The organism is uncultured Cloacibacillus sp., assembly GCF_963926575.1.
GTDB classification, from domain to species: Bacteria; Synergistota; Synergistia; order Synergistales; family Synergistaceae; genus Caccocola; species Caccocola faecigallinarum.
Map to the genome: position 1 here is coordinate 140,708 of NZ_CAWUXW010000002.1, position 25,818 is coordinate 166,525.

Sequence of the window (25,818 nt, forward strand, 5' to 3'; positions counted from 1 at the left end):
CAGCATAACACTCCAAATATAAAATTTACATTTTTAAAATATTGTCGGCTTTTGAACCGCTCTGCGCCTCAATCGTCCGCGGGCTCCGCGCCGAGCCGCTTGATGAATAAAATCTCCATCGGCTGCGCGAAAGCGCCGAAGGGAATGGAAAGAGCCCCCGTCTCGCGGTAGCCCATCTTCCTGTAAAAGTGCTGCGCGGCGTCGTCTGTCGGGATGGAGCAGAGCGCCGCGTCGAAGCCCGCCGCAGCCATCTTTTCCTCCCACAGCCGCAGCGCCTCCGCCGCGTATCCGCGTCCTCGGAGCTCCAGCCTGACGTGCATAAAATAAAGATAAGGTATGTAATCCCAGAGATACCCCCAGCGCAGGACGCCCGCAGTGCAGTCTCCGTCCTTTATCAGAAGCACCTCCTCCGGGCTTCGTTTCAGCTTTTCGCGCAGCCTCTCCGCCGGTATGTAGGAGTCGAACTCTTTTATCGTCTCCGCGTCGCAAGGTTCAGATATCTGCAAAGTAACCATAATATTTCTTCCCGTCCGTAAAATAAGGATTTTCCCGGTGCTGGCGCGGCTTTCCGGCGTTTCCAGCGTTCTGATTTGTCAGAAAATTGCATTGACATTATCACTAATTAGTGTTATTCTACAGCCAACAGGGCATAAGTCAATCTGTCGCAAGTTAAATGGGTAAGGGACTTTGAAATGAATTCTAGGGATCGTTTGAATGGAAAGCTAATTATAGCTTTAGGACGAACCTACAGAAACGCCCATCGAAAATCAAGTGAATTGTTTCGCGAGAAAGGATTGACGCTGGCCCAGTTCACCGTATTAGAACTTCTCTACAACAGGGGAGAGCAGACGGTGCAGAGCATAATCGACAAGGTGCTTTCGAGCAGCGGCAACATTACCGTCGTCGTAAGGAACCTTGAACAGATGGGGCTGGTCGGCCGGCGCGACAATCCTGAAGATGGTCGTTCCTATCTGATCGGTATAACGCCTAAAGGCAAAGCATTGATGGATGAGACCTTCGCCGCGCATATGGCGAATCTGGAGGAGGCTTTTTCAAAGCTGACGACGGAGGAAAAAGAAACGGTCGTCGCTCTTCTGAAAAAGCTGAAATAACAGAAAAAAGGAATTTCGTCCACTTTATATTTTTTAGAGAGATATCACTAATTAGCGATATCTTTACTGTTGTGTTGTTGTCTCAAAAAACTAACTGGAGAGTGATGCGTCGTCGGTGAAGTGTCAGTTTAGTGTTTAACGCCATCAACGGCTAAAACAAATTCCAAACTCACATAAAACTGAAAGGAATGATCTTATGCTGGAACATTGGACGCCTTATCGCCCGGAGCTCGCGAAGGAGTATGAGGAAAAGGGATACTGGAAGAAAGAGAACTTCTCTCAGGTATTCGACAATATAGCCGAACGCTTCTGGGAGCGCGAAGCCTTGGTCGGAGGCGATCAGAGGTACACTTACGGCGAACTGAAGAAGGGGACTGACCGCCTCGCGCTTCATTTCGTGAAGATGGGGCTGAAACACCAAGATCGGGTTGTGGTGCAGCTCATAAACATTCCGGAGTTTGTCTTCATCTACATCGCGCTTCAGAAAATCGGAGTTATCCCGGTAATGTGCCTGCCGCAGCACAGATACACGGAGATATCCCAGATCGCAGCCAAAGCGGAGGCGGTCGGTTACATTATACCAGGTTTTGCCAAGAAGTATAATTATGTCGAGCTCGTCGAGCAGGTCGCCGCAGACCTTCCCTCGATGAAGCTCAAGATGATCGCCGGCGTGAACCAGGAAGTTCCCGAGGGCTACTACTACATCAACGAGCTTCTCAACACGCCCATCGAAGGCGAGGACGACGCGGAGCTTCTCAGAAGCTACCTGCCCGACCCGCACGACGTCTGCATCATCCTTCTCTCCGGCGGTACGACCGGAATTCCGAAGCTCATTGCGCGCGAATACAACGCCTACCGCTACGTTGCGGAGGAGTCGAGCCGTGAGCTCGGGTACAACATGTACACCGTCCAGCTCGCAGTCGCCCCCGTCGCGCACAACATGGTGCTCGCGGCCCCCCGGAATCCAGGGCGCGTTCTCGTTCGGCGGCAAGGTCGTAATGTCGACCTCCCCGAAGACCGAGGATATCTGCAAGCTCATCGAAAAAGAGCACATCACGCACGTCCCGATGGTCCCCGCTATGATTATCAACATGCTGAACTTCGAAGACCGTCAGAAGTACGACCTCTCCTCCTGGGAGATCGTCATCAAACGGCGGTTCGAAGATCGAGCCGGTCGTCGCGGCCCCGCGTCTATCCTGAGCTCGGCTGCCGCCTCATCTCGCAGTTCGGTATGTCCGAAGGCACCATCACCCAGACGAGCCTCTTCGACAGCGAAGAAGTCACCTACAACACGATAGGCCTGCCGGTCTCGCCGGCCGACGAGTGGAAGATCGTCGACAAGGACGACGGCCACGTCATCGCCGAAAGCGTACACGACGGCACAGCGCGCTGGAAGGGCGAAGCCGAGAAGCCCGGAGAGATAATCTTCCGCGGCCCGTACACGATTCGCGGCTACTACAACGCCCCCGACCACAACAAGAAGGCCTTCACGGAAGACGGATACTATCGTTCGGGCGACCTCGCGGCCATGCACGAAAGCGGGAAGGGCTTCGTAATCATGGGACGCATCAAGGGACGCCATCAACCGCGGCGGCGAGAAGTTCAGCTGCGAAGAGGTCGAGAACCTCGTCCTCAAGAACGAGAAGGTCCACGACGCGGCGCTCGTCCCGATGCCCGATCCGGTGCTCGGCGAGAAGGCCTGCCTCTTCGTCTCCCTCAGAGACCCCGAACGAGACGATCACGCTCGAAGAGATAATCACCTTCCTCGACGGCAAGCTCGCGAAGTTCAAGCTCCCCGAGCGTCTTGAGGTCCGCCCCGACCTGCCGCACACGAACATCGGCAAGGTCAAGAAAGAGGGAGCTCCGCCAGGAAATCTACGCGATTATGGCGGAAGAGGAGAAGAACAAGAAGTAAACAACAGTCGTTCGACTGTACGGCCACTGTGCGGAGACTGGGTGTTCTCCGCACCGATTATACAAATTGGAGGTAGCTTTTTATGCAGATATTAGAGCCTGTAAAATTTAGGAATCTCGAACTCAGAAACCGTCTCGTGTGGCTCCCGGCAGTCACCTGCATGGCGGACGAAATCGGCTTCGTCACCCGACGAGCTCATCGAGCGCCACGTTGCGCGCGCGAAGGGCGGCTTCGGACTTATCGACGTCGAAGCCTGCGGCGTCCTCGACAGAAAGAGCCCGCACCTTCTCCGTATATGCGACGACAAGTTCATTCCCGGACTGAAAGAGATGACCGACGCGGTACACGCCGAAGGCTGCAAGATGACGCTCCAGCTCATCCACTACGTCAAGCAGTCCGTCCGCACAGGCTGGAAGCAGGCTATCGAAGATCTCAGCTATGAAGAAATCGACGAGATAAAGAAGCAGTTCGTCGACAGCACGATCAGAGCCCGCAAGGCCGGCTTCGACGGCGTCGAACTCCATGTCGCGCACGGCTACACGCTCTCCTCGTTCATCTCGCTCCTCAACAAGCGCACCGACAAGTACGGACGCAACACCGAGGGCCGCTGCCGCATCGTCACCGAGATAATGGACGACATCCGCAAGGAAGTCGGCTACGACTACTGCGTCGGCTGCCGCATCTCCGGCGAAGAGTTCGTCATGGGTGGCAACACGCTGAAGCAGACGACCGAAATCGCGAAGATATTCGCGCAGGCCAGCATGGACTTCATCAGCGTATCGGCCGGCGGCAAGACCGAGGACGGCCCGTGGTACACCGGCTACAGCGGAAGCCGCTGCATGGCGACCGCGAACCTGCCCTACGGCTGCCACGTCTATCTCTCGAGAGGCATTAAGAACGCCCTCCGCGAGATCAACTCCGACATCCCCGTCATCGTCTCCGGCAAGGTCAAAGACCTCCAGCACGGTGAAGAAATCTTCCAGGCCGGCGACGCGGACCTCATCGGCGTCTGCCGTCCGGCGCTCGCCGACCCCGACTGGATCAAGAAGCAGGTCGAGGGCCGCGAGAAAGAAATGATTAAGTGCGTCTACTGCAACGGCTGCCTCGAGCGCGACCAGAGACACGAAAAGGTCAACTGCGTCATCGCCGACAAAATAGCCGAGCGCAAGGCCGCGCAGCAGGCTCAGCAGAACTAGTTGAAATTATCCGTCCGCGCGGGGGCGCGCAAGCGCCTCCCCGCGCAGCGACGTACAGCGAACAGTTGGGCGTCCCTGCGGCGCCAGACTGGGAGGTATGCCAATGGATATTCTGGGTAAGGTAAACAAAGTCCCGGGTGGCATTATGGTCGTTCCGATGCTCATCACGGCGGTCATAAACACCTTTGCGCCCGGCGCGCTCAAGATAGGCGGCCCCGTGACCGGAGCTTTCAGCGGCTACGGCGCTATGGCCTTCATCGGAGCGCTGCTCTTTACTGCGGGAAGCCAGGCGAAATACAGCGACCTTCGCCTGATTTGCTCGCGCGGCGGCGTACTCGTAGTCGTCCGCCTTCTCGTCGCCTACATCGGCTCGTGGCTCACGATTAAGTTCTTCGGCCTCGACGGCTTCTGCGGAGTCTCCGCGATGGCGATAACGATCCTCCTCGCGAACTGCAACCCCGGCGTCTACATGGGGCTTATGCAGTCCTACGGCGACAACGTCGACAAGGCCGCGATGGGCATTATCAACCTCATAGCGGTCCCCGCGACGCCGCTCGTCATCCTCGGCATAGCCGACGGCACGGGCTTCGACTATATGAGCGCGGTATCCACGCTCGTTCCGTTCACGCTCGGCCTGGTGCTCGCCAACGCCGATGAAAAAATACGCAAGATGTTCTCGACCGCGACGCCCGTCGTGCTTATGTTCGTCGGCGCGTGCCTCGGCGCGAGCATCAACATGAAAGCGATAGCCAACGTCGGCGTCGCCGAAGTTATCCTGATAGCGATACACGTCTTCGTGTTCCTGCCTATCATGATAGCCGCCGACAAGATTATACTGAGACGCCCCGGCTACGCCGCAGTCGCGGCGACATGCCTCGGCGGCTTCGCCGTCGTAGCGCCGCGCTTCATCGGCGAGAGCCTGCCGCAGTACGCGCCATATGTCGAAACTGTCACCGCTCAGATGGCGGTCGTCCTCGTCGTTTCGATAATAGTCTACCCGTACATCACGAAGTGGATCGTCTCGAAGTTCGGAAGCGGCGCGCAGCCTGCGCAGCCCGCTGCGAAATAACCTCCGGCGCGCAGCTCGGCCGGACAAGCCAGTTTTATCTTCCCGCCGTTTCTCGCTGAACGGCGGGAAGCTTGGGGAACAGGGGGAGCGTTATGAGCAAAGTCATATCTTCATCGTCGGGCAATATCACTAATTAGAGATAATTCTGTGGTAGGCATCGGCGGGTTCGGAGGCTGCTCCGCGCCTGACGACATTCTGCGCGAGATGGCGAAGTCGTACTCTGCTCACGGAACTCCGAAAAACCTCTGCGCCGTATGCGGCGTATCCCCGGGCGACCTCTCTGAGGACGGCTGGGGCCTCAGCATAATAAAAGCTCCCGGCCTCGTCACGTCGATATACGCCGCGCACGTCGGCATGCCGCCCGCAGTCGGGCGCGCCGTCAGCGCGAACCAAATCGCCGGCTACACCGTGCCGCTCGGCGTCTACGGCCATCTCCTCCGCGCGATTGCCTCGCGCAAGCCGGGCGTTATAACAAAAATAGGGCTTCATACTTTCTGCGACCCGCGCCTCGAAGGCTGCAAGGTCAACGAGCTCGCGCGGGAATCAGGGCGCGAGGTCGTGTCGCTCATCAACATAGACGGGACGGAGTATCTGCATTACAAGCCGTTCCGTCTCGACGCGTGCATAATCCGCGGCAGCTATGCGGACGAATACGGCAACATATCTCTGGAAGAGGAAGCAATCTACAGCGAGCAGGCCGCGATGGCGGCCGCCGTCCACAACAACGGCGGCACGGTCATCGTGCAGGTCAAGGGCATATTCAGACGCGGGCGTCCTCGACCCGCGCCACGTCGCGATACCGGGCGCGCTCGTCGACTACGTCGTCGTCGCGAAGCCCGAGAACCACTTACAGTGCTACGACGGAGCGCCGTTCCGTCCCGAGCTGATCGGCGATGTGCGCGCGAGGCTCGACTCGATAGAAGCCGATGGCGCTTACGCCGCGCAAGATATGCGGGCGTCGCGCGGCCTTTGAGATAAAGGGCGGCTCCGTCGTCAACCTCGGCATCGGAATGCCCGACAGCGTCGCGAGCGTCGCTAACGAAGAGGGCATAAGCCATCAGGTTACATTCTCGCTCGAGACGGGAGTTTTCGGCGGCGTTCCGATACTCGGCGTCGCTTTCGGCGCGGCGGTCAACCCGGAGGCGCTGCTTTCGATAACGGACAACCTCGACATGTACCAGGGCGGTATGCTCGACGCGGCCATCTCCGGCCTCGGCGAGGTCGACGAAGAAGGCAACGTGAACGTCTCGAAGTTCGGCGCGCGCTGCACGGGCCCCGGCGGCTTCATCGACATAACGCAGAGCACAAAAAAAATCTGCTTCATAGGAACCTTCCTCGCGGGGCAGATGGAATATAAAACGGGCGACGGAAAGCTCACGATAGTCAAAGACGCGGAAAAGAAGAAATTCCGCAAAAAAGTCCAGCAGGTGACCTTCTCGGCGCAGTTCGCCCCACGAGACGGGGCAGGAAATACTTTACATAACGGAGCGCGCCGTCTTCCGCCTCGAGCCGGAGGGCGTGACTCTCATAGAAAAAGCGCCGGGCGTCGACGTCGAGCACGACATCATAGCGAAGATGGACTTCGTCCCGAGAATATCGCCGAACCTGAAGCTTATGGACGAGCGGATATTCACCGACAAAAAAATGCGAATCAGCTTCATCGACGAATGAGGCACGAATATACAACAAAGCGCAGAAAGGGGAAAATTTCAATGGCGGAAGAAAGAAAACATACGACGCTGTCGGGCTACGAGCTGAAGCGCGTATACACCGAAGAAGACATAAAGGGCGAGGACCTCAAGGCCCAGCTCGGCGAACCGGGCCACTATCCGTTCACGCGCGGCATCCGCGAGAATATGTACCGCGACGGCAAGCTCTGGACGATGGGGCAGTACGCGGGCTTCGCCTCCGCTGAAGAAGCCAACAGACGCTTCCGTTACATCATAGAGCAGGGCGGCACGGGCTTCTCCGTCGCGCTCGACCTGCCGACGCAGATGGGCTACGACTCCGACGACCCGATGTCCGAAGGCGAAGTCGGAAAGGTCGGCGTCGCGATAGACTCCCTCGCCGACATCGAAGCGCTCTTCAAGGGCATACCTTTCGAGAAGGTGCGCCAGATACGCACGACTGCGAACGCGAACTCCATCATCATGCTCGCCTTCTACGTCGCCTTCGCGAAGAAGAACAACATAGACCCGAACTCGATAGGCTTCTTCCTCCAGAACGACATCCTTAAAGAATACATGTGCCGCGGCACCTACATCTTCCCGCCGGCGGCCGGCGTCAAGCTCTCCGTCGACGTGCTCGAATACTGCGGCAAGCACCTGCCGCACTGGACGCCGATAGCGGTCTCCGGCTACCACATCCGCGAGGCCGGCGCTACCGCGGCTATGGAGCTCGCCTTCACGCTCGCCGACATGATCGAGTACTACGACGCGGCGGTGAAGCGCGGCGTCGACATTGTAGCCGCGACCTCGAACAGCTACTTCTTCCTCGGCGCGCAGCTCGACTTCCTTGAGGAAGTCGCGAAGTACCGCGCGGCGCGCCGCCTCTACGCGCGCATCATGAAGGAGCGCTACCACGTCACAGACGAAGAGGCGCAGCGCCTTAAGATATTCGCCTTCACGAGCGGCTCGGCGCTCACCGCGGAGCAGCCCATCAACAACGCCGTCCGCGTCACCATGCAGACGATGGCGGCCGCCGCTGGCGGAATCCAGACCTTCCACGCCTCCTCCTACGACGAAGCCATCTCGCTCCCGACGCAGGAGGCCGTCACCCTCTCGCTGCGCACGCAGCAGATAGTCGGCTACGAGTCCGGCCTCACCGAGACCGTAGACCCGCTCGGCGGTTCCTACGCGGTCGAAGCGCTCACCAACGCCATTGAGAAGGACGTCCTCGCGCTCCTCGACACCATCGAGAAGAAGGGCGGAGCGATGAAGTGCATCGAAGAGGGCTTCCAGCAGAGAATGCTCGCCGACAACGCCTACAAGTATCAGAAGGCCGTCGACAATAAAGAGCGCATCGTCGTCGGAGTCAACGAGTTCAAGGACGGCAAGCCCATCGAGCCCGCGCAGTTCACCGTCTCCGAGGACGTCGCGATCAAGCAGACCGAGAAACTCAACAAGCTCAAGGCGACGCGCGACAACGAGCGCGTAGCGAGAGCCCTCGCCGCCGTCAAGGAAGCCGCGCAGAAGGACGAGAACCTCGGCGACTACATGATCGAAGCCGTCGAAGCCTACGCGACCATCGGAGAGATATGCGGCGTGCTCAAGGAAGTTTACGGCAAATACACGCCGATGAAGATTTACTAAAGGAGGAACCGTCACTATGGTAAAAGTTTTGATAGCAAAACCCGGACTTGACGGCCACGACCGCGGGGCGAAGGTAGTAGCCCGCGCATTCGAAGAGGCCGGAGCCGAAGTCATCTACACCGGCCTTCAGGCGACGCCCGACGAGATAGCCGACATCGCGGCCAAAGAGCACGTCGACGCGGTAGGCGTAAGCCTTCTCTCCGGCGCGCACAACACGCTCATGCCGAAGGTCATCGACAAGGTGAAGGCCAAAGAGGGAATGGACAAGACCGTATTCATCCTCGGCGGCATCATCCCGCAGCAGGACATCCCCGCGCTCATGGAAAAGGGCGTCAGCGGAGTCTTCGGCCCCGGCACGCCGCTCGACGAAGTCGTCGACTTCACCTTCGAGCAGATAGCGATGGCGAAGGCCGAGGAGCTCGCGGAGAACGCCGCGCAGGATATGACGAACAGGGCTTCCAACATCTAACCAAGCATATAGACGAGTTGTAAAAAGGGAGGAACCTACATGAAAGGAATACTTGACGGAGTAAAAGTTCTCGGTCTCGAGCAGCAGGTCGCAGGCCCCACCTGCACCATGATGCTCGCCGACCAGGGCGCCGAGGTGCTCAAGGTCGAGCGCCCCGGAACGGGAGACACGGCGCGCGAAATGGCGCCGCTTCTCAAGAGCGAAGAAGGCGGAGTGCAGAGCGGATACTTCGCGCGCTTCAACCGCGGCAAGAAGAGCATCACCATTGACATGCAGTCCGCGGACGGACAGGCCGTCCTCTGGGACCTCATCAAAGAGGCCGACATCGTAATCGAAAACCTGAAGCCCGGACTCATGGACAAGCTCGGCTTCACCTATGAGAAAATCAAAGAGGTCAACCCCGGCCTCATCTACGTCGCGATAAGCGGCTTCGGACGCTCCAAGAAATATGAAGGCCCATACGCGAAGCGCCTCGCCTACGATATCATCGCCCAGGCTATGGCCGGCCTCATGTACACCTGCGGAAGCGACCCGCAGGGTCCGCCGACATGGCTCGGCTTCGCGCTCGGCGACTCCGGCACCGGCGTCTACGCCGCCTACGCCGCTATGCTCGGCTACGTCAACAAGCTCCGCACCGGCAAGGGCGAGTACTTCGACGTGTCGATGTACGACTGCATGGTCGCGCTCGCCGAGCGTTCGCACAACGTCTACGCCTTCACCGGCAACGTCGTCACGAGAGGCCCGGACAAGCTCATCGCTCCGTGGGGACCGTTCAAGTGCAAAGACGGCTACGTCGCCATCATCGTCCCGACCGAATCGATGTGGAAGAAATTCCTCACCGCCATCGGACACCTCGAGCTGCTTGAGAACCCCGAAATCCAGTCCGGCCCGGGACGCGGCAAGTACATGGAGACGCTCATCCGCCCGATAATCAACGAGTGGCTCGCCGACAAGACGAAGGTCGAGGCCTGCGAGATATTCATGGCCCAGGGACTTCCCTGCGGCCCGGTCCAGAACTCCGAGGACGTCGCGCACGACGAGCACACCAAGAAGCGCGAGATGATAGTCACGCTTCCCGACCCGATCATCGGCAAGATTTCCATGGTCGGCTGCCCGATAAAGATGGAAGAGCACGAGCCGACCTACAAGCCGCTCCCGAACCTCGGCGCCGACACCGACGAAGTCCTTAAGAAAATCGGCTACAGCGACGAAAAGATAAAAGAGCTCCACGACAAGAAGGCCATATAACCGAAGCTTTTTATAAAAGGGGATATTGAAAATGGAAAACGTAGTCATCGTATCCGCAGTCCGCACCCCGTTCGATAAATTCGGCGGAGTTATGAAAAATGAAAACACCGTAGCCCTCGGCTCCTTCGTAGTCAAAGAGGCTATGGAGCGCGCCGCGGTAGACCCCGCGGAGGTCGAGGAGACCTACATAGGCATCAACATGCCGACGGCGAACCGCTCGATAGCGCGCCAGATTTCGCTCGCGTCGGGCATGCCGCCCGAGGCCAACTCGACCACCGTCGACCGCGCCTGCTGCTCCTCGATGGTAGCCATCGCGATGGCGAAGCGCGCCATCGAGCTCGGCGACGCGAAGATAACCGTCGGCGGCGGCTCCGAGAACATGAGCAACGTCCCCTACTTCCTCGAAGACCTCCGCTGGGGCAAGCGCATGGGCGACGTCGTCCTCAAGGACATCATGGTCGTCTCCTGCCCCTACACCGGCGAACCGCGCGCGAAGCAGGCCGGCGACGTCGCGCTCGAGCTCGGCATTTCGAGAGAGATGCAGGACGAATGGGCCTACCGCAGCCAGATGTACTACCAGGAAGCCTTCAAGGCCGGCAAGTTCAAGGATGAGATAAAGCCCTACACCGTCCACACGAAGAAGGGCGACATAGTCATCACCGACGACCAGCAGCCGCGCCCCGACACGACGCTCGAGGGCCTCGCGAAGCTCAAGACCGTCAACCAGAGCCCGACCGTCACCGCGGGCAACGCGCCTGGACTCAACACCGGAGCCAGCGCCCTCGTCCTCATGGCCGAGAGCGAAGCCAAGCGCCGCGGAATCAAGCCGCTCGCGACGATAGTCTCCCACGCGCAGGCCTCAGGACACCCGAAGTACATCGCGACCATCCCCGCCTTCGCCGCGAAGAAGGCGCTCGACAAGGCCGGAATGACCGTCGACCAGATGGACGTCATCGAAATCAACGAAGCCTTCGCCGTCATGCCGCTCGCCTCGACGATATACCTCGGCGACAACGACCCCGCGAAGGTCGAAGCCATCCGCGCGAAGACCAACATCAACGGCGGAGCGATCGCGATAGGACACCCGACCGGAGCCACCGGCGGACGCCTCGTCATGACGATGGCCTACGAGCTCCAGCGCCGCGGCGGCGGCTACGGACTCTGCACGATATGCGGCGGAGTCGGCGAAAGCGAAGCGTTCATAATCAGAGTGTAGTTTCTGCACCATCTCCACACATCCTGTGCGCCGGCCTACCTCCCGGCGCACAGCTTAACAGGAGGGGATTGAAATGGAATTCAAAGATATAATCTACGAGAAGTACAACGGCAGAGCCAGAATCACCATCAACCGTCCCGACGCGATGAACATGTTCACGCAGCGCACGCTCGTTGAGATGATAACGGCCCTCCAGAGCGCGTGGAGCGACAAGGAAGTCGGCGCGGTGATACTCACCGGAGCCGGGAACCGCGCCTTCACGATAGGCGGCACGCCCGCCGAGGTCGCGGAGAACGCCGCGCCCGTCGAGAAGCTTCCGATGGTCAGCCTCTTCGCCCAGCTTCTCACCACCGTGCGCAACATACCGAAGCCGGTAATCGCCGCCGTCAACGGCTACGCGATAGGCGGAGGCCACGTGCTCCAGGTCGTCTGCGACCTCACGATAGCCTCGTCCGCCGCGAAGTTCGGCCAGGTAGGGCCGAAGGTCGGCACCTTCGACGCGGGCTACGGCAGCGCATACCTCGCGCGCATAGTCGGCGAGAAGAAGGCGCGCGAGATGTGGTACCTCTGCCGCAAGTACAGCGCCGACGACTGCCTCAAAATGGGGCTCGTCAACGCGGTCGTAGAGCCCGACAAGCTGCTCGAAGAGACCGACAAATGGGTCGACGAGATAGTAAATAACAGCCCGACTGCGCTCGCGGCGCTCAAAGCCTCCTTCAACGCCGACAGCGACGCGCTCTGGGGAGTGCAGTCGATGGCGGGCGTCGCGCTCGGCGTCTACTACGGCACCGAAGAGGCCAAGGAAGTCGGCGCGGCCTTCCGCGAGAAGAGAACGCCAGACGTGGCGAAATACCGCTAGAATTTATACGGCACAGATAAAATTTTGAAAGGGGAGCATAATTCATGGCTATAGCAGCTGGAGACAGAACTCCTAAAACTCCTGAAGAAAGAGGATTCCAGATAATAGACATACACGCGCATCCGTTCATCCGCGGAGGATATCCGCCGGCAATGAAGGCGATGCTCGCTTCGAGAAAATACACCCAGCCCAACTGGCGCGGCAAGTCCGGCAACGCGACGCTCGAAGACCTCAAGGCCGAGTTCGACGAGACAGGGCCGGAGGTAATGGCGAACGACGCCAAGAGCCACGGCGTCAAGATGCAGCCCGTCGCGTGGGACGCGACGAGCGGAATGGGCGAGCCGCCGACGAGCAACGAGTTCGTCTACAACCTCTGGCAGCAGTACCCCGATTCGTTCTTCGGAGCCTGGGGCTCGGTCGACCCGTGGCAGGGGCAGCAGGCCCTTCACGCGGCGGAGCACGCGCTCGTAGACCTCAAGCTCATAGGCCTTAAGTTCCAGCAGTGCACGCAGAAGTTCCGCGTCAACGACCGCCGCTTCTTCCCGCTCTGGGACCTCTGCCAGCAGCTCGGCGCGCCTGTGCAGTTCCACATCGGCTACACCGGAATGGGCAGCGGAGCCCCCGGCGGCGACGGCCTCTACAGCATGACCTACTGCCAGCCGCTCGACGTCGACGAGGTCGCCGCGGAGTTCCCGCGCCTCAAGATAATCGCGCTCCACGTCGGTGAGCCGTGGCCCGAAGTCATCAACCACGTCGCGATGCACAAGACGAACGTCATGCGCGAGACCTCCGGCATGTGGCCGAAGTACTTCCCGCAGTGCATGCTCTACGAGATGAACCGCCGTCTCCAGGACAAATTCATATTCGGCTCCGAGTGGGGCGTCTTCAAGCTCAGCGAGATACTCAAGGAGTGGGAAGAGCTCGACCTCAGACCGGGAATCATGGAGAAGGTCATGTACAAGAACGCGCTCAACTTCCTCGGCGAGCGCTTCGAGCAGTGCGGACTCGACCTCAGCCCCTGGAAAGGGTTAATGTAACGGACAAAGCGAAAGCTTTCCGCGCCGCGCGCAGCCGTAACGCGCGCGGCGCGTTTTGACAGTACGGCGAAGCTTTTCGGCGTTTTTTCTTTTTTATAAAATTTATTCAAATCTTTGCGGCGCGGAGCGCGGAACCTCTCTTCCCGTTCGCGTCCCGCCTATAGGGAGAATGGTCAAATGAATCAAAGTCTTCAGACTATGCTTGATCTGAAAGCGCACATCATGCTTCAGGGCGGGCAGGAGAGGATCAACAAGCAGCACGCCAAAGGCAAGCTGACCGCGAGAGAGCGCGTCGATCTGCTCTTCGACCCCGGCACCTTCGTCGAGTACAACATGTTCGTCAAGCCGCGCGCGACGCGCTTCGGCATGGACAAGGTGGACGCGCCCGCCGACGGCATCGTGACGGGCCACGGCCTCATCAACGGCAGAAGAGCCTTCGTCTACTCGCAGGACGCGACCGTGCTCGGCGGCTCGATGGGCGAGATGCACGGCCTGAAGCTCGCGAGGATGCAGGAGCTCGCGCTCGAAGCGGGCGTCCCCATCATCGGCCTCAACGACTCGGGCGGCGGCCGCCTTCAGGAGGGCCCCGGCGCGTCGGTCTACGGCACGGTCTTCTACAACAACGTCAACTCGTCGGGCGTCATCCCGCAGATTTCCGCCATCATGGGAAGCTGCGCGGGCGGTGCCTGCTACTCGCCGGCGCTCACCGACTTCGTCATAATGGTGGACAAGTCGAGCAAGGCCTTCATAACCGGGCCGAAGGTCATCCAGCAGGTGACCGGCGAGGTCGTCGACCTCGAGACGCTCGGCGGAGCCGCGACGCACAGCACGAAGTCCGGCCTCTGCCAGCTCGTTGCGCGCGACGACTACGACTGCATCGCGCAGATAAAATGCCTGCTGAGCTTCTTCCCCGACAACTGCACGCAGATGCCGCCCGTCTACCAGTGCGGCGACGACGTGAACCGCAGGATAGAGGAGCTCAACGACATCATCCCGGACAACAAGCGCAGGTCCTACGACATGAAGAGCATCATCACGAAGATCGCCGACGACAACTTCTTCTTCGAGATTTCGCCGATGTACGCGCGCAACATAATAATAGGCTTCGTCCGCATGGGCGGAATGCCCGTTGGCGTCGTCGCGAACCAGACCGGCTGCATGGCCGGCTGCCTCGACATCAACGCCTCGTGCAAGGCCGCGCGCTTCATCCGCACCTGCGACGCCTTCAACATTCCGCTGCTCTCGATAGTCGACGTCCCGGGCTACCTGCCCGGCGTCCAGCAGGAGCACGACGGCATCATCCGCCACGGTGCGAAGATGCTCTACGCGTGGGCCGAGGCGACGGTGCCGAAGATAATCATGCCGATACGCAAATCCTACGGCGGAGCGACGCCCGCGATGTGCAGCATAGACATGCACGCCGACTTCGTCATGGCGTGGCCGACCTGCGAGCGCGCAGTCGTCGGAGCTGACGCGGCCGTCGCGGTGCTCTACAAGAACGAGATAGAGCAGGCTGCCGACCCAGCGGCTGCGAGGGAGATGTACAAAAAAATGTACGAGGACGAGTTCCTCAACCCCTACCGCTCGGCCGAGCTCGGAAAGTTTGAGGACGTAATAGAGCCCGCGGAGTCGAGGAAGAAAATAATCCAGACGCTGCGCATGTTCTGGGGCCGGAAAAAACAGCGCCCCGCGCGCAAGCACGGCAACATCCCGCTCTAAGCGGAGCGCGCGCACGGAACGCCGGCAACATAGAATAACTTCTCCACCAACCCCACCCATACTGTGCACCGGCCTCGCCGCCGGTGCACAGATTCATATGAAAATTTTTTGACGACCCTTTAAGGAGGTTCTTTCAGCGATGAATATGCTGTTGTTAACGGGAGTAGTCGGAGCGCTGGCGCTTGGATACGCGGCGGTGGCATCCGGCAAGATAGGCGCGTTCAAGGTAGACCACGCGCGAGTGAACGAGCTGTCCGGAATCATCCAGGGAGGGGCTATGGCCTTCCTTTACAGAGAATACAAAGCCCTGGTTCCATTCGTAATCGTAGTCGGCGCGCTCCTCGCATGGAAAAATAAACCCGCAGAGCGCCGTCTGTTTCGTCTGCGGAGCCGTATGCAGCGCCCTCACCGGCTACGTCGGAATGAGAGTCGCCACCAAATCCAACGGTAAAAACCGCCTTCGCCGCAACCCACGGCATGAACGACGCGCTCAAAATAGCCTTCACCGGCGGCAGCGTCATGGGAATGACAGTCGTAGGCGTAGGCCTCCTTGCGTAGTAGTCATGTACTTCATCTTCAACGACGCCAACATAGTCACAGCCTTCGGCTTCGGAGCCAGCTCCATAGCCCTCTTCGCCGAGTCGGCGGAGGCATCTACACCAAAGCCGCCGACGTAGGAGCAGACCTCGTCGGCAAAGTAGAAGCCGGAATCCCGAAGACGACCCGCGCAACCCCGCAGTCATAGCGACAACGTCGGCGACAACGTCGGAGACATAGCGGGAATGGGAGCCGACCTCTTTGAATCCTACGTCAACTCAATAATAGCCCGCAATGGCCATAGGAGCCCTCGTCATGGACCAGGGCGGAGGTCATCTACCGCTCCTCCTCTCCGCCATAGGCATAATAGCCTCCATACTCGGCACCTTCTTCGTCAGAGTCAAAGAAGGAGGAGACCCCGCCAAAGCCCTCAGAATAGGCCTCGGCTCCACCGGCCTCTTCATGATAATAGGCGCCTACTTCCTCACCAACTGGATGTTCGGTGACCTCACCCTCTTCTTCGCGGTCATCTCCGGAGTAATCTGCGCCTGCCTCATAGGAGCCGCCACAGAATACTACACCTCCGGCGACTACGGCAGCGTCAAAGAAAATAGCCGCCGCCTCCGAAACCGGAGCCGCCACCAACATCCTCGCCGGCCTCGGAGTCGGAATGAAATCCACAGCCATCCCCGTAATCCTCGTCTGCATAGCGACCCTCGCCGGCTACCAGTTCGGCGGCCCTCTACGGCATAGCCTGCTCCGCAGTCGGAATGCTCGCCATCACCGGCATGGCCCTCTCAGTAGACGCCTACGGCCCCATCGCCGACAACGCCGGCGGCATAGCCGAAATGGCCGAACTGCCGCATGAAGTACGCAACATCACAGACAACCTCGACGCCGTAGGCAACACCACCGCGGCCGTCGGCAAAGGCCTCGCCATAGGCTCCGCGGCCCTCACCGCCCTCGCCCTCTCGTCGTCGCCTACGCCGAAGCCACCAACCTCACCACCATAGACCTCAAAGACCCCAAAGTCATGGTAGGCCTCTTCATCGGAGGACTCCTCCCCCTTCCTCTTCAGCGCCCTTTCGATACAGGCAGTAAGCCGCGCAGCTGAGAAAATGATAGAAGAAGTCCGCCGCCAGTTCAGAGAAATCCCCGGCATAATGGAAGGCACCGGCCGTCCCGAATACGAACGCTGCGTAGACATCCTCCACCGTCGCGGCCCTCAGAGAAATGATAGTCCCCGGCCTCATGGCCGTCCTCGTACCCGTCATCGTCGGACTTGCGCTCGGCGCTCCCGCGCTCGGCGGACTCCTCGGCGGCTCCATAGTCACCGGAGTCATGATGGCCATATTCATGTCCAACTCCGGCGGCGCGTGGGACAACGGCAAAAATACATAGAAAGCGGCAACTTCGGCGGCAAAGGCACCCCTGCTCACGCGGCTGCGGTAGTCGGCGACACCGTAGGCGACCCATTCAAAGACACCGCGGGCCCGAGCCTCAACATCCTCATCAAGCTCATGTCCGTCGTCGCCACTGTCTCGCTCCGCTCTTCGCGTTATAAAGAGGCGCGGAACGCGTGCGCGCTGTTGCGGCGCGCGCCGAAATGTGCTAATATCTCTCAGTTGACTAAGGTCAATGGGTTCAAGCAGAGGAATGCGCCTCTCGCCCGTCGGTTCAGCTTGCTGCCGGGCTTGCCCCTGAAGATATGATTTCAGGTCCGAGTGCATTCTTATGCGCTCGGACTTTTTTATTTGGAGAATTTTACTCAGGAGGTGTAATGCCATAGCAAACACAAAAGAGGACGAACCGCGGCGTAAATTCGAGATCAGATGCCCCGGAGGTTCTTCTCATAGACGAGTCGAACGTGAAGCGCGGAGTAGTCGGCATTCAGGAAGCGCTTAAAATGGCCGAGGCGGCGGAGCTCGACCTCGTGGAGGTCGCCCCGCAGGCGAAACCGCCGGTCTGCCGCATAATGAACTACGGAAAGTACCGTTTCCAGCAGCAGAAGCGCGACAAGGACGCCCGCAAGAAGCAGAAGAATCAGGTCGTCAAGGAAATCAAGATGCGTCCGAAGATAGACCTGCACGACTACGAGTTCAGGTCAAGGCGATCAAGGCCTTCCTTGAGGACGGACACAGGGTCAAGGTTTCGATATTCTTCCGCGGACGCGAGATGGCCTTCCTCGACAGGGGACGCGACGTGCTGAACAAGGTGCTCGACGCCGTCTCCGACTACGGCAAGATTGAGATGGAGCCGCGCATGGAGGGCGCTTATATGCGCATCATGATAGCGCCGGCCGCGGATTCGCCGGCGAAGAAGCAGGCGCAGAAAAAGCAGCAGAAGCCCGCTGAGGAAGCGCAGGCCGCGGCTCCGGCGCAGCCCGCTCCCGCGAAGCCGCAGAAGGTCAAGAAGAACGTCCTGCCTGATGCAGACCAGATATAAGAATATGCCGCAAACTGGCAGAAATTAGAGGAGGAACCTAGCAATGCCTAAACTGAAAACACTTCCGCAACGAAAAAAACGTTTTAAGATAACGGGCACCGGTAAGGTCAGCTTTAAGAAGAGGCGGACGCGGACACCTTCTTTCGTCGAAGAACTCGAAGCGCCTCCGCACGCTGAGAAAGAAGGGCATCCTTCTTCCGGGCATCGGAGGCCCACGTCAAGAAGATGCTCCCCTACGCGTGAGCGCGGGGCCCGGACGTTTCATCTTAAAACAAAATCTCAAGGAGTGACTTATAATGCGAGTAAAGGGTTCAAGCGCCAGCCGCAATAAACATAAGAAGCTGTACAGCATTACGACAGGACTCTGGGGACGCAAGAAGAACGTCTACCGCCGCGCGCGCGCAGAAGCTCTCCTGCACGCGCTGACGAGCGCCTTCGCGGGCCGCAAGAACAGAAAGCGCGACTTCCGCAAGATGTGGATCATCCGTATCAACGCGGCCGCCCGCGCCAACGGCATCGCCTACAGCGCGCTCATCAACGGCCTCAAGAAAGCCAACATCACCCATCAACCGCCAAGATGCTCGCCGACCTCGCGGTGAACGACGCCCCGGCGTTCGCCCAGCTCGTGGAGAAGGCTGCGCGCGGCTCTGTAAGACAGCCGGGCCTTCGGGCCGAAGCCGTGCGAAATTGCAAATACACACCTCTTACAAAGTAGAGAGAGTTATCGTCCTAGGCTTCCTGCTGGTAATATTGGCAGGAGCCTTTCTCTTATGGCTCTCCAATAATTTCGTCCACGACATACCGATGACGCCCGTCGACGCGCTCTTCATAGCGACTTCGGCGGTGTGCGTCACCGGGCTCAGCGTTATAGACGTTTCCAAGGAGACGGGCGTCGTCTCGCAGCTCGTGCTTCTGTCGCTGATTCAGATCGGCGGCTCGGCATCATGACGGGCATGATGTTAATGTCGCTCGTCGTGAGCCGCAGGGTCGGCATCAAGGGCAGGATATTCTTCCTCGGAGGCTTCGGCGTCGACGGCATACAGGGCGCTGTGAAGCTTTTCTTCACCGTCATAAAGTTCACCTTCGGCTCGAAGCGATAGGCGCGCTGATTTTTATAGCGGGCTTCCTGCTCGACGGCGAGAGCTTTGGGCGGGCGGCGTATCTTGCGATATTCCACTCGATAAGCTCGTTCTGCAACGCGGGCTTACTCTCCGTGCCCGGGCCGGCCTTCAGGGCTACGCGACGACGCTTATAGTCCCGGGCGCGGCGATGGCGCTCATCATACTCGGCGGCATCGGCTTCCCCGTCTTCGCCGAGTGCGCGGCGCGCTGGAAGAACAGAACCTTCCGCCTCTCCGCCTACGCCAAGCTCGTCGTCGGCATGACGGCGGGGCTCGTCTTCGGCGGCGCGCTGCTCCTGCTGCTTTCGGACTGGAACGGCGCTCTGCGCGACTATCCTGTGTGGGCGAAGGTATGGAACGCGCTCTTCATGAGCGTGACCACGAGAACCGCCGGTTACGACACGGTCGCGCCCGGCACCTTCTCCGGGCTCGGACAGGCCGTCATGGTCGTGCTGATGCTAATAGGCGCGTCGCCCGCCTCGACCGGCGGCGGCGTAAAGACGACGACCTTCGGCGTCCTCGCGGTCGCGGTGTGGAGCGAGCTCCACGGACCGCGGCGGCTCGACCTTCATGGGGCGCAGCATCTCGCCGTCGACGGAGCGGCGCGCGCTCTCGGTCGTCGCCGTCTACCTTATGACGATGCTCGCGGGCACGGTGCTGCTGACCTTCACGGAGAAGATGCCCTATTCGGCGCTCATCTTCGAGGCCGCCTCCGCGCTTGCCACGACGGGGCTCTCCGTCGGCATCACGCCGGAGCTCTCCACGCCCGGCAAGCTCATCATAACGACGCTGATGTTCTGGGGACGCGTCGGCCTCTACACATTCCTCTCCACTCTCATAGCTCCCGACGGCGGCTCCGAGATACGCTACCCGAGACGCACGTCCCGATAGGATAACGAAGGGGATTCAACCATGAACGGCAAAGAACAGAAGACATATCTCATTGTCGGCCTCGGACGCTTCGGAACGGCGCTCTGCGAGAAGCTCGCCTCTCTCGGGCAGAACGTCATCGGCGTCGACAGCTCCGCAGCGCCCGTCGCGGAAATCGCCGATAAAATCTCGGTCGCGGCGCAGATGGACGTGACCGACGAAGCGTCGCTGATAAAGATCGGCGCGAAGGAGGCCGACGTCGCGATAGTGACGATAGGCGAGGCCGTCGAGCCGAGCGTGCTTTCCACGTCGCTGCTCGTCGAGCTCGGCGTTCCCGCTCGTCATAGCGCGCGCATGCAGCAATATCCACGCGCGCGTGCTCGAGCGCGTCGGCGCGCACCGCGTCATCTTCCCGGAGGTGGGACATGGGCGCGCGCATAGGCGAGGCGCTCGTATATCCGTGGTATTCGTCCTTCACGAGGATAGACGGCGGAAATTTCGTCATAGGCAAAATTTCGCCGCTTCCCGAAATGGATAGGGCACACGATGGCCGAGCTGAAATTTTCGCAAAAATACAAGGTTATTGTTATACTTATGGAATATGGCGGAAAGCAGCACAGCCCCAACCCGATGCGTCCCATCGAGGAAGGGGACAAGCTGTGGATACAGGGCACGATAGACGACATCCAGGCCCTCGTCGGCGCGGAATAGCCGCCGCGCGGCGCTCCGCCAGAAGATGAAATTTACCGGCGTATGTAAAAGCGCGCGGCAGGAGGCATAAAGATGCAGACGCGCTATCTCAGAGTGTTCGAAGGCCCCGCAGGCAGCGGACGGCGGCCTTCTCGAAAGATTGGAAAAGATAAAGGAGTCGGGGCTTCAGAAGATAGCGGAGAGCACGCTGCCCGACCAGCTCCAGCTTGTCAGGGCGAATCTGCTCGGACGCAAGGGCGAGCTCACCGACATCCTGAAGAGCGTCGGACAGGCCGCGCCGGAGCTGCGCAAGGCTCTCGGACAGGCGGCGAACGAAGTCAAGCAGATACTCTCCGACGCGGTGGAGAAGCGCGGCGAAGAGCTTCTCAATTCGCTCTCGGCCTTCGAGGGCGAGGCCGACATAACGGTCCCCGGCACGGTTCCGTTCCGCGGCGGGCTGCATCCCGTTACGCAGATGTGCTACGACCTTTAACGACGCCTTCCGTTCGCTCGGTTTTGAAATTTTCTCCGAGCCGGAGATCACGAGCGAGAAATACGCATTCGACAATCTCAACTTCGCGCCGGAGCATCCTGCGCGCGAGAGCATGGACACCTACTGGCTGAAGGGGCACGATGAGGAGCGCGGAGCCAAGCGCCTCTGCCTGCGTCCGCACCTCACGGGAGCTTCTGTGCGCTATCTCATGGAGCACGGTGCGCCCGCCCGCTTCGTATATCCTGGACGCGTCTACCGCAACGAGACGACCGACGCCCGCCACGAGAGGGCTTTCTTCCAGTACGAAGCTCTCATCGTCGACAAGGATTTCTCATTCGCCTCTGGCATGGTACTCATCAAGACGATCCTCGAAAAGGTCTTCGGACACGAGGTTGACGTGCGCATGCGCGTCGGATTCTTCCCGTTCGTCGAGCCCGGCTTTGAGATAGACATGAAGTGCCAGGTCTGCGGCGGCGCGGGCTGCAAGGTCTGCAAGCACGTCGGCTGGATTGAAGTCATGCCGGGTGGCACGCCGCACCCGAACGTCCTTCGCGCGGCCGGCCTCGACCCGTCGGTATGGTCGGGCTTCTACATCAACATCGGCCTCGACCGCCTCGTCATGATGCGCTACGGCGTAGACGACGTGCGCCTTTTCCACAGCGCCGACCTTCGCTTCCTTCAGCAGTTCAAGTAGGAGGATGAAATTATGAAGCTTTCGTTAAACTGGATAAAACGCTACGTCGACCTTCCCGCTGACCTCACGATGGACAAGCTCGCCTACGACCTCACGATGTGCACCGTCGAGGTCGAGGACGCGACGAACATCGGCGAGAGCCTCGCAGGCCTCGTCGTCGGAAAGAATCTGACGGTCGACAAACATCCCGACGCGGACAAGCTGCGCGTCTGCACCGTAGACGTCGGCGACCCCGAGCCGTCCGTGATAGTCTGCGGCGGAATCAACCTCGCGCCGCAGCAGCTCGTCGCCGTCGCGAAGCCCGGCGCGTGGGTCAAATGGCACGGCGAGGGCGACCCCGTCGAGATAAAGCCCGCGAAGCTGCGCGGCGTCATGAGCTACGGAATGATCTGCGCCTCGGGCGAAATCGGCCTCGCGGACCTCTTCCCGACGACGCAGCCCGCCGAGATAATGGACATCACGGAGTTCGCGGCCGCCCCCGGCACGCCGCTCGCCGACGCGCTCGACCTGAACGACGTAATCCTCGAAATAGACAACAAGTCGATGACGAACCGCCCCGACCTCTGGGGGACACTACGGCATGGCGCGCGAGCTCGCGGCCATCTATAAATGCCCGCTCAAGCCCATCGAGCCCGTCGCGCTTCCCGAGATGAGCGAGGAGCTCAAGGTCGAGATACAGGACGACGCGCGCTGCACGCGCTACACGGGCTACATCATCAAGGGAATAAAGAACGTACCGTCGCCCTTCTCGCTCAAGAGCATGCTCTGGCGCGTCGGGCAGCGCCCGATAAACCTTCCCGTCGACATCACGAACTACATAATGTTCGCGACGGGGCAGCCGACGCACGGCTTCGACCGCAAGCACATCACGGGCGGCATTTACGTGCGCCGCGCCTATGAGGGCGAGCAGCTCGTGCTTCTCGACGGCGAGACGCTGACGCTCACCTCCGAGGACCTCGTCATAGCCGACGAGAAGACGCCCGTCGGCCTCGCGGGAGTTATGGGCGGCAAGCTCGACTCGATACTCGAGGATACGAACGAGCTCATCCTCGAAATAGCTAACTTCAGCCCGCTCGGCATACGCCGCACCTCGCAGCGCTTCGAGCTGCGCACCGACGCCTCGTCGCGCTATGAGAAGGGCATCGACCCGCAGCGCGTTGACGACGCGGCCGCCGTAGCGCTCGCGGCCTTCAAGGAATATTTCCCCGAGTCGCAGGTCACGGCGCACACAGACGTATATCCGCGCCCGCTTGACTGCGCCGTCGTCGAGGTCAGCCTCGACTTCCTGCGCAAGCGCCTCGGCCGCGATTTGTCCGCCTCCGACGTTGAAGAGATACTCGACCGCCTCGGCTTCAAGACCGAGGAATGCGGCGACGTCCTTCGCATCACGGCTCCGTCGTGGCGCTCGACCGGCGACATATCGCTGCCCGACGACATACTCGAAGAGGTCGCGCGCCTCATGGGCTACGTGAACTTCCCGTTCATCGCCCCGACGGTGACGCTCGACCACGCGATAAACCAGCGCGGCCCGCAGCTTGAGCGCGCGGTGCGCGAGTATCTCGCCTTCCGCTGCAACATGCAGGAGATCTTCACATATCCGTGGATCGACGACCTCTACATCGAAGCCTCGGGCGTAGAGACATCCGACATGCTCGAGCTTTCGACGCCGCCCGCGCCCGAGGAGAGACGGCTTCGCTCGACGCTCGTCCCGGACTGCTCGGCGCGGTCGTGACGAACCTGCGCTATTTCTCCGACTTCCGCATCTTCGAGCTGACGCAGGTATTCCTCGACAGGAACTACCACAGCGTAAACTCCGAGGACGAGCTTCTGCCCGAGATGGCGCGCCACCTCGGAGCGGCCTTCGTCGGAAGCGACGCGCGCGCGCTGTTCCGCGAGGCGAAGGGCGTGCTCGAATACATGCACCGCGCAGTGCAGATGGAGCCGCTCGGCTTCGTCCAGAACGACAAGCCGTCATGGGCCGACGACAAGCTCTGGGTCAACGTCACGCGCGGCGGCGAGGTTATAGGCTCGCTCGGCCTCGTCTCGCCGAAGTGCGCGAAGGCCGCGGGCATCAAGCGCAGCCTCGTCATGCTCTTCGAGATAGACGTCGAGAAGCTCGTGCCGCTCGCGTCGCGCCAGAACGAGTTCGCCCACCTGCCGGGGTACCCGCTCTCGGACTTCGACCTTTCGATAGTCTTCGACGAGAGCGTAGCGTGGCGCGACATCGAGGCGATAGCGCGCAAGGCCGACCTCGTGAAGGACGTCCGCTTCATCGACGAATACCGCGGCAAGCAGGTCGGCGCGGGCAAGAAGTCCGTCTCGTTCAGAATATGGGTCGGCTCGGACAAGGGCACGCTGACCTCGGAGCAGATAGAGAACGTCGCCAAGCAGGTGACCAAAAAGATAAACAAAAAATTCGGCGGAGACGTGCGCGGAGCGCAATAGTCTGCTAGACTTATGCGGGGAGGGCTTCGGCTTTCCCCGCGCGCCGTACCGGCGAAAAGAACACGGAGGTGTCTTGCAATGATGGAGCAGTTTGAAAAATTCAACGAGGCGCTCGACCGCCTCGAGGCGATACTTACAGAGATGAAGAACGACAACGAGGCGCTGCGCCGCGAGAACGCCGAGCTCAAGGGCGTAATCGAGGACAGGGACCTCGAAATCCTCCAGCTCCAGGAAGACGCGGAGAAGGCCGCCGCCGCCGCGAAGGCCGAGAAGGACGAGATAGGCAACACGCTCGATAGCCTGCTCGGACGCATGGGACGCCTCGCCGCGCAGCCGAAAGAGACTCCCGCGGAGTAGCCCGGCCCCGGTAGGCCGCGGGCCGCGCCAAGATGGACGAACTTAACGAAATAAAATCGCTCGGCGACGGAAGGTACTCCTTCTGGGTCGGGCGGCAGAAATATACGCTCGCCACGAAGCTCGAGCCGGCGCGCTTCTGCCGTATAGCGGAAGGCGTCAGCTCGCTCGTTGCGGGCTTTCCGCCTAATCTGAGCCAGGACGAACGCCTCGTGCTGGCGCTGATGTCGCTCGCCTTCCGCCTCGAGGATATGGGCGAGCGCGTCGGCGGCCTCTGCGCCGAATTCGGCGGGGAGGAGAAGAAAGCGTGAGCATCGCCGGTTTCAGCTGCTGGGATATATTCTTCGTCGTCCTCGGAGCGTATTTCATCCTCCGCGGACTCTGCCGCGGCTTCGTCGGCGAGGTCATAGCGCTCGTAGGCTTCCTCGCCTCGTTCTACTGCGCCTTCCAGTTCTCGGGCGCCTTCGGGCGCTTCATCGCGGGCACGATGGGGATAAACCCATACGCCGCGCAGGCGATTGCCGGCGTCGTGATATGGCTCACGATAGCAATGGCCGCCTCCGTCGTGCGCATGGTGCTGAGGGGCATAATAAGAGCGATAAGCCTCGGCGGGATAGACAAGCTGCTCGGCCTCTTCTCCGGCGTCGTCAAAACCTTCATCGCGATATACGCGATAATGACGGCGGGCATACTTCTCGCGCCCGTCGCGAACCCGACGTGGATGTCCGACAGCGACGTGCTGCGCTACGCGGGACGCAGCTGGCCGCAGTTCCGCTCGGCGCTCATAGGTCTCGGCCTCGTGCCTCAGGACACGTCGCTGCCCGACGGCACGCTCGAGGAGATACTGCGCCCATACCGCACGCGCTATCTCAGAGTCGACGGCTACGATTACTACAACGATGAAAATTACGGCGGCGGCGGAGAATCGAACGGACTTCCGCCCGCCGGCGAAGAGCTCCCGCCGCACGACGGCGGGGCGAGCGGCGTCTGAAGCCGCATAGATTTACGCGAAAATCCCT

32 protein-coding genes and 3 pseudogenes are annotated in these 25,818 nt (G+C 60.3%); 34 read left to right on the forward strand and 1 reads right to left on the reverse strand.

The genetic code is table 11. The annotated features are described in order from the left end of the window. Nucleotides 1–68: 68 nt before the first annotated feature. Entirely contained in the window at nt 69–515 is a 447-nt protein-coding gene (locus ABGT66_RS03375; protein ID WP_346688853.1) for a GNAT family N-acetyltransferase, read from the reverse strand. Between the two features lie 279 nt (nt 516–794). Here ABGT66_RS03375 and ABGT66_RS03380 point away from each other — a divergent pair, with 279 nt between their 5' ends. The 34 genes and pseudogenes from ABGT66_RS03380 to ABGT66_RS03545 all read left to right on the forward strand — a co-directional run bounded on the left by ABGT66_RS03380 (nt 795) and on the right by ABGT66_RS03545 (nt 25,790). Continuing rightward, on the forward strand, nt 795–1,112 hold the full coding sequence (locus tag ABGT66_RS03380; protein ID WP_294194728.1) for a MarR family transcriptional regulator: 318 nt from the start codon (nt 795–797) through the stop codon (nt 1,110–1,112). 196 nt (nt 1,113–1,308) lie between these two features. After that, nucleotides 1,309–2,868 (forward strand): AMP-binding protein, encoded by a 1,560-nt coding sequence (locus ABGT66_RS03385; RefSeq protein WP_346688855.1) that lies wholly within the window; start codon nt 1,309–1,311, stop codon nt 2,866–2,868. A gap of 398 nt (nt 2,869–3,266) precedes the next feature. Beyond that, nucleotides 3,267–4,223 (forward strand): NADH:flavin oxidoreductase, encoded by a 957-nt coding sequence (locus ABGT66_RS03390; RefSeq protein WP_346689239.1) that lies wholly within the window; start codon nt 3,267–3,269, stop codon nt 4,221–4,223. A gap of 103 nt (nt 4,224–4,326) precedes the next feature. Then, a complete protein-coding gene (locus ABGT66_RS03395) occupies nt 4,327–5,292 on the forward strand; it encodes a 2-keto-3-deoxygluconate permease (RefSeq protein ID WP_346688857.1) in 966 nt (321 codons plus the stop codon). A 147-nt stretch (nt 5,293–5,439) separates the two neighbouring features. After that, nucleotides 5,440–6,270: a CoA-transferase gene (locus ABGT66_RS03400; RefSeq protein ID WP_346688858.1), complete on the forward strand. Its 831-nt coding sequence runs from the start codon at nt 5,440–5,442 to the stop codon at nt 6,268–6,270. Continuing rightward, entirely contained in the window at nt 6,219–8,603 is a 2,385-nt protein-coding gene (locus ABGT66_RS03405; RefSeq protein WP_346688859.1) for a methylmalonyl-CoA mutase family protein, read from the forward strand. The genes ABGT66_RS03400 and ABGT66_RS03405 overlap by 52 nt, the downstream gene beginning before the upstream one ends. A 16-nt stretch (nt 8,604–8,619) precedes the next feature. Then, nucleotides 8,620–9,072 (forward strand): cobalamin B12-binding domain-containing protein, encoded by a 453-nt coding sequence (locus ABGT66_RS03410; RefSeq protein ID WP_300263318.1) that lies wholly within the window; start codon nt 8,620–8,622, stop codon nt 9,070–9,072. A 39-nt stretch (nt 9,073–9,111) separates the two neighbouring features. Then, a complete protein-coding gene (locus ABGT66_RS03415; RefSeq protein ID WP_346688860.1) occupies nt 9,112–10,320 on the forward strand; it encodes a CoA transferase in 1,209 nt (402 codons plus the stop codon). A gap of 31 nt (nt 10,321–10,351) precedes the next feature. Next, nucleotides 10,352–11,536, forward strand: coding sequence for a thiolase family protein (locus ABGT66_RS03420; protein WP_346688861.1), 1,185 nt, complete (start codon nt 10,352–10,354; stop codon nt 11,534–11,536). A gap of 73 nt (nt 11,537–11,609) precedes the next feature. Continuing rightward, nucleotides 11,610–12,395, forward strand: coding sequence for an enoyl-CoA hydratase-related protein (locus ABGT66_RS03425; protein WP_346688863.1), 786 nt, complete (start codon nt 11,610–11,612; stop codon nt 12,393–12,395). Between the two features lie 44 nt (nt 12,396–12,439). Next, nucleotides 12,440–13,432: an amidohydrolase family protein gene (locus ABGT66_RS03430; protein ID WP_294194747.1), complete on the forward strand. Its 993-nt coding sequence runs from the start codon at nt 12,440–12,442 to the stop codon at nt 13,430–13,432. A 198-nt stretch (nt 13,433–13,630) separates the two neighbouring features. Next, nucleotides 13,631–15,151 carry an acyl-CoA carboxylase subunit beta gene (locus ABGT66_RS03435; RefSeq protein ID WP_346688864.1) on the forward strand — a complete coding sequence of 507 codons (1,521 nt, stop codon included), beginning with the start codon at nt 13,631–13,633 and terminating at the stop codon, nt 15,149–15,151. A 145-nt stretch (nt 15,152–15,296) separates the two neighbouring features. Continuing rightward, nucleotides 15,297–15,602: a sodium/proton-translocating pyrophosphatase gene (locus ABGT66_RS03440; protein ID WP_346689240.1), complete on the forward strand. Its 306-nt coding sequence runs from the start codon at nt 15,297–15,299 to the stop codon at nt 15,600–15,602. Between the two features lie 26 nt (nt 15,603–15,628). Further along, nucleotides 15,629–15,709 (forward strand): hypothetical protein, encoded by an 81-nt coding sequence (locus tag ABGT66_RS03445; RefSeq protein ID WP_346689242.1) that lies wholly within the window; start codon nt 15,629–15,631, stop codon nt 15,707–15,709. Between the two features lie 294 nt (nt 15,710–16,003). After that, entirely contained in the window at nt 16,004–16,441 is a 438-nt protein-coding gene (locus ABGT66_RS03450) for a sodium/proton-translocating pyrophosphatase (protein ID WP_346688865.1), read from the forward strand. Further along, nucleotides 16,335–16,556 carry a hypothetical protein gene (locus ABGT66_RS03455; RefSeq protein ID WP_346689244.1) on the forward strand — a complete coding sequence of 74 codons (222 nt, stop codon included), beginning with the start codon at nt 16,335–16,337 and terminating at the stop codon, nt 16,554–16,556. Before ABGT66_RS03450 ends, ABGT66_RS03455 begins: the two co-directional genes overlap by 107 nt. Then, a pseudogene (locus ABGT66_RS03460) lies at nt 16,459–16,836 on the forward strand (sodium/proton-translocating pyrophosphatase); the annotation flags it as partial. The gene ABGT66_RS03455 and the pseudogene ABGT66_RS03460, both read left to right, overlap by 98 nt. 103 nt (nt 16,837–16,939) lie before the next feature. After that, a pseudogene (locus ABGT66_RS03465) lies at nt 16,940–17,400 on the forward strand (sodium/proton-translocating pyrophosphatase). Between the two features lie 155 nt (nt 17,401–17,555). Then, complete coding sequence (infC, locus tag ABGT66_RS03470) at nt 17,556–17,897, forward strand: translation initiation factor IF-3 (RefSeq protein WP_346688867.1); 342 nt, start codon at nt 17,556–17,558, stop codon at nt 17,895–17,897. Then, nucleotides 17,843–18,133, forward strand: a complete 291-nt coding sequence (locus ABGT66_RS03475; RefSeq protein WP_346689246.1) for a hypothetical protein — start codon at nt 17,843–17,845, stop codon at nt 18,131–18,133. Before infC ends, ABGT66_RS03475 begins: the two co-directional genes overlap by 55 nt. A gap of 296 nt (nt 18,134–18,429) precedes the next feature. After that, nucleotides 18,430–18,848: pseudogene (rplT, locus tag ABGT66_RS03480) on the forward strand (50S ribosomal protein L20). 35 nt (nt 18,849–18,883) lie between these two features. After that, a complete protein-coding gene (locus ABGT66_RS03485; RefSeq protein ID WP_346688868.1) occupies nt 18,884–19,081 on the forward strand; it encodes a hypothetical protein in 198 nt (65 codons plus the stop codon). Then, nucleotides 19,078–19,233, forward strand: coding sequence for a hypothetical protein (locus ABGT66_RS03490; RefSeq protein ID WP_346688870.1), 156 nt, complete (start codon nt 19,078–19,080; stop codon nt 19,231–19,233). The genes ABGT66_RS03485 and ABGT66_RS03490 overlap by 4 nt, the downstream gene beginning before the upstream one ends. 91 nt (nt 19,234–19,324) lie before the next feature. Next, nucleotides 19,325–20,149 (forward strand): potassium transporter TrkG, encoded by an 825-nt coding sequence (locus ABGT66_RS03495; protein WP_346689248.1) that lies wholly within the window; start codon nt 19,325–19,327, stop codon nt 20,147–20,149. 16 nt (nt 20,150–20,165) lie between these two features. Further along, nucleotides 20,166–20,564 (forward strand): NAD-binding protein, encoded by a 399-nt coding sequence (locus ABGT66_RS03500; protein WP_346688872.1) that lies wholly within the window; start codon nt 20,166–20,168, stop codon nt 20,562–20,564. A gap of 93 nt (nt 20,565–20,657) precedes the next feature. Beyond that, a complete protein-coding gene (locus tag ABGT66_RS03505; RefSeq protein WP_346689249.1) occupies nt 20,658–20,834 on the forward strand; it encodes a TrkA C-terminal domain-containing protein in 177 nt (58 codons plus the stop codon). A 139-nt stretch (nt 20,835–20,973) separates the two neighbouring features. Beyond that, nucleotides 20,974–21,306, forward strand: coding sequence for a hypothetical protein (locus ABGT66_RS03510; protein ID WP_346688874.1), 333 nt, complete (start codon nt 20,974–20,976; stop codon nt 21,304–21,306). Then, nucleotides 21,275–22,000 carry a hypothetical protein gene (locus ABGT66_RS03515; RefSeq protein ID WP_346689250.1) on the forward strand — a complete coding sequence of 242 codons (726 nt, stop codon included), beginning with the start codon at nt 21,275–21,277 and terminating at the stop codon, nt 21,998–22,000. The genes ABGT66_RS03510 and ABGT66_RS03515 overlap by 32 nt, the downstream gene beginning before the upstream one ends. 12 nt (nt 22,001–22,012) lie before the next feature. Then, the gene (locus ABGT66_RS03520) at nt 22,013–22,609 is read left to right on the forward strand and encodes a hypothetical protein (RefSeq protein WP_346688875.1); all 597 of its coding nucleotides are present in this window, start codon (nt 22,013–22,015) and stop codon (nt 22,607–22,609) included. Further along, nucleotides 22,581–23,732: a phenylalanine--tRNA ligase subunit beta gene (locus ABGT66_RS03525; protein WP_346688876.1), complete on the forward strand. Its 1,152-nt coding sequence runs from the start codon at nt 22,581–22,583 to the stop codon at nt 23,730–23,732. The genes ABGT66_RS03520 and ABGT66_RS03525 overlap by 29 nt, the downstream gene beginning before the upstream one ends. Further along, on the forward strand, nt 23,729–24,445 hold the full coding sequence (locus tag ABGT66_RS03530; RefSeq protein WP_346688877.1) for a hypothetical protein: 717 nt from the start codon (nt 23,729–23,731) through the stop codon (nt 24,443–24,445). The genes ABGT66_RS03525 and ABGT66_RS03530 overlap by 4 nt, the downstream gene beginning before the upstream one ends. Nucleotides 24,446–24,523: 78 nt before the next feature. Continuing rightward, nucleotides 24,524–24,802, forward strand: a complete 279-nt coding sequence (locus tag ABGT66_RS03535; RefSeq protein WP_294194864.1) for a hypothetical protein — start codon at nt 24,524–24,526, stop codon at nt 24,800–24,802. Nucleotides 24,803–24,834: 32 nt separating this feature from the next. Further along, a complete protein-coding gene (locus ABGT66_RS03540) occupies nt 24,835–25,110 on the forward strand; it encodes a hypothetical protein (protein WP_294194865.1) in 276 nt (91 codons plus the stop codon). Further along, nucleotides 25,107–25,790 (forward strand): CvpA family protein, encoded by a 684-nt coding sequence (locus tag ABGT66_RS03545; RefSeq protein ID WP_346688879.1) that lies wholly within the window; start codon nt 25,107–25,109, stop codon nt 25,788–25,790. Before ABGT66_RS03540 ends, ABGT66_RS03545 begins: the two co-directional genes overlap by 4 nt. Nucleotides 25,791–25,818: the final 28 nt, after the last annotated feature.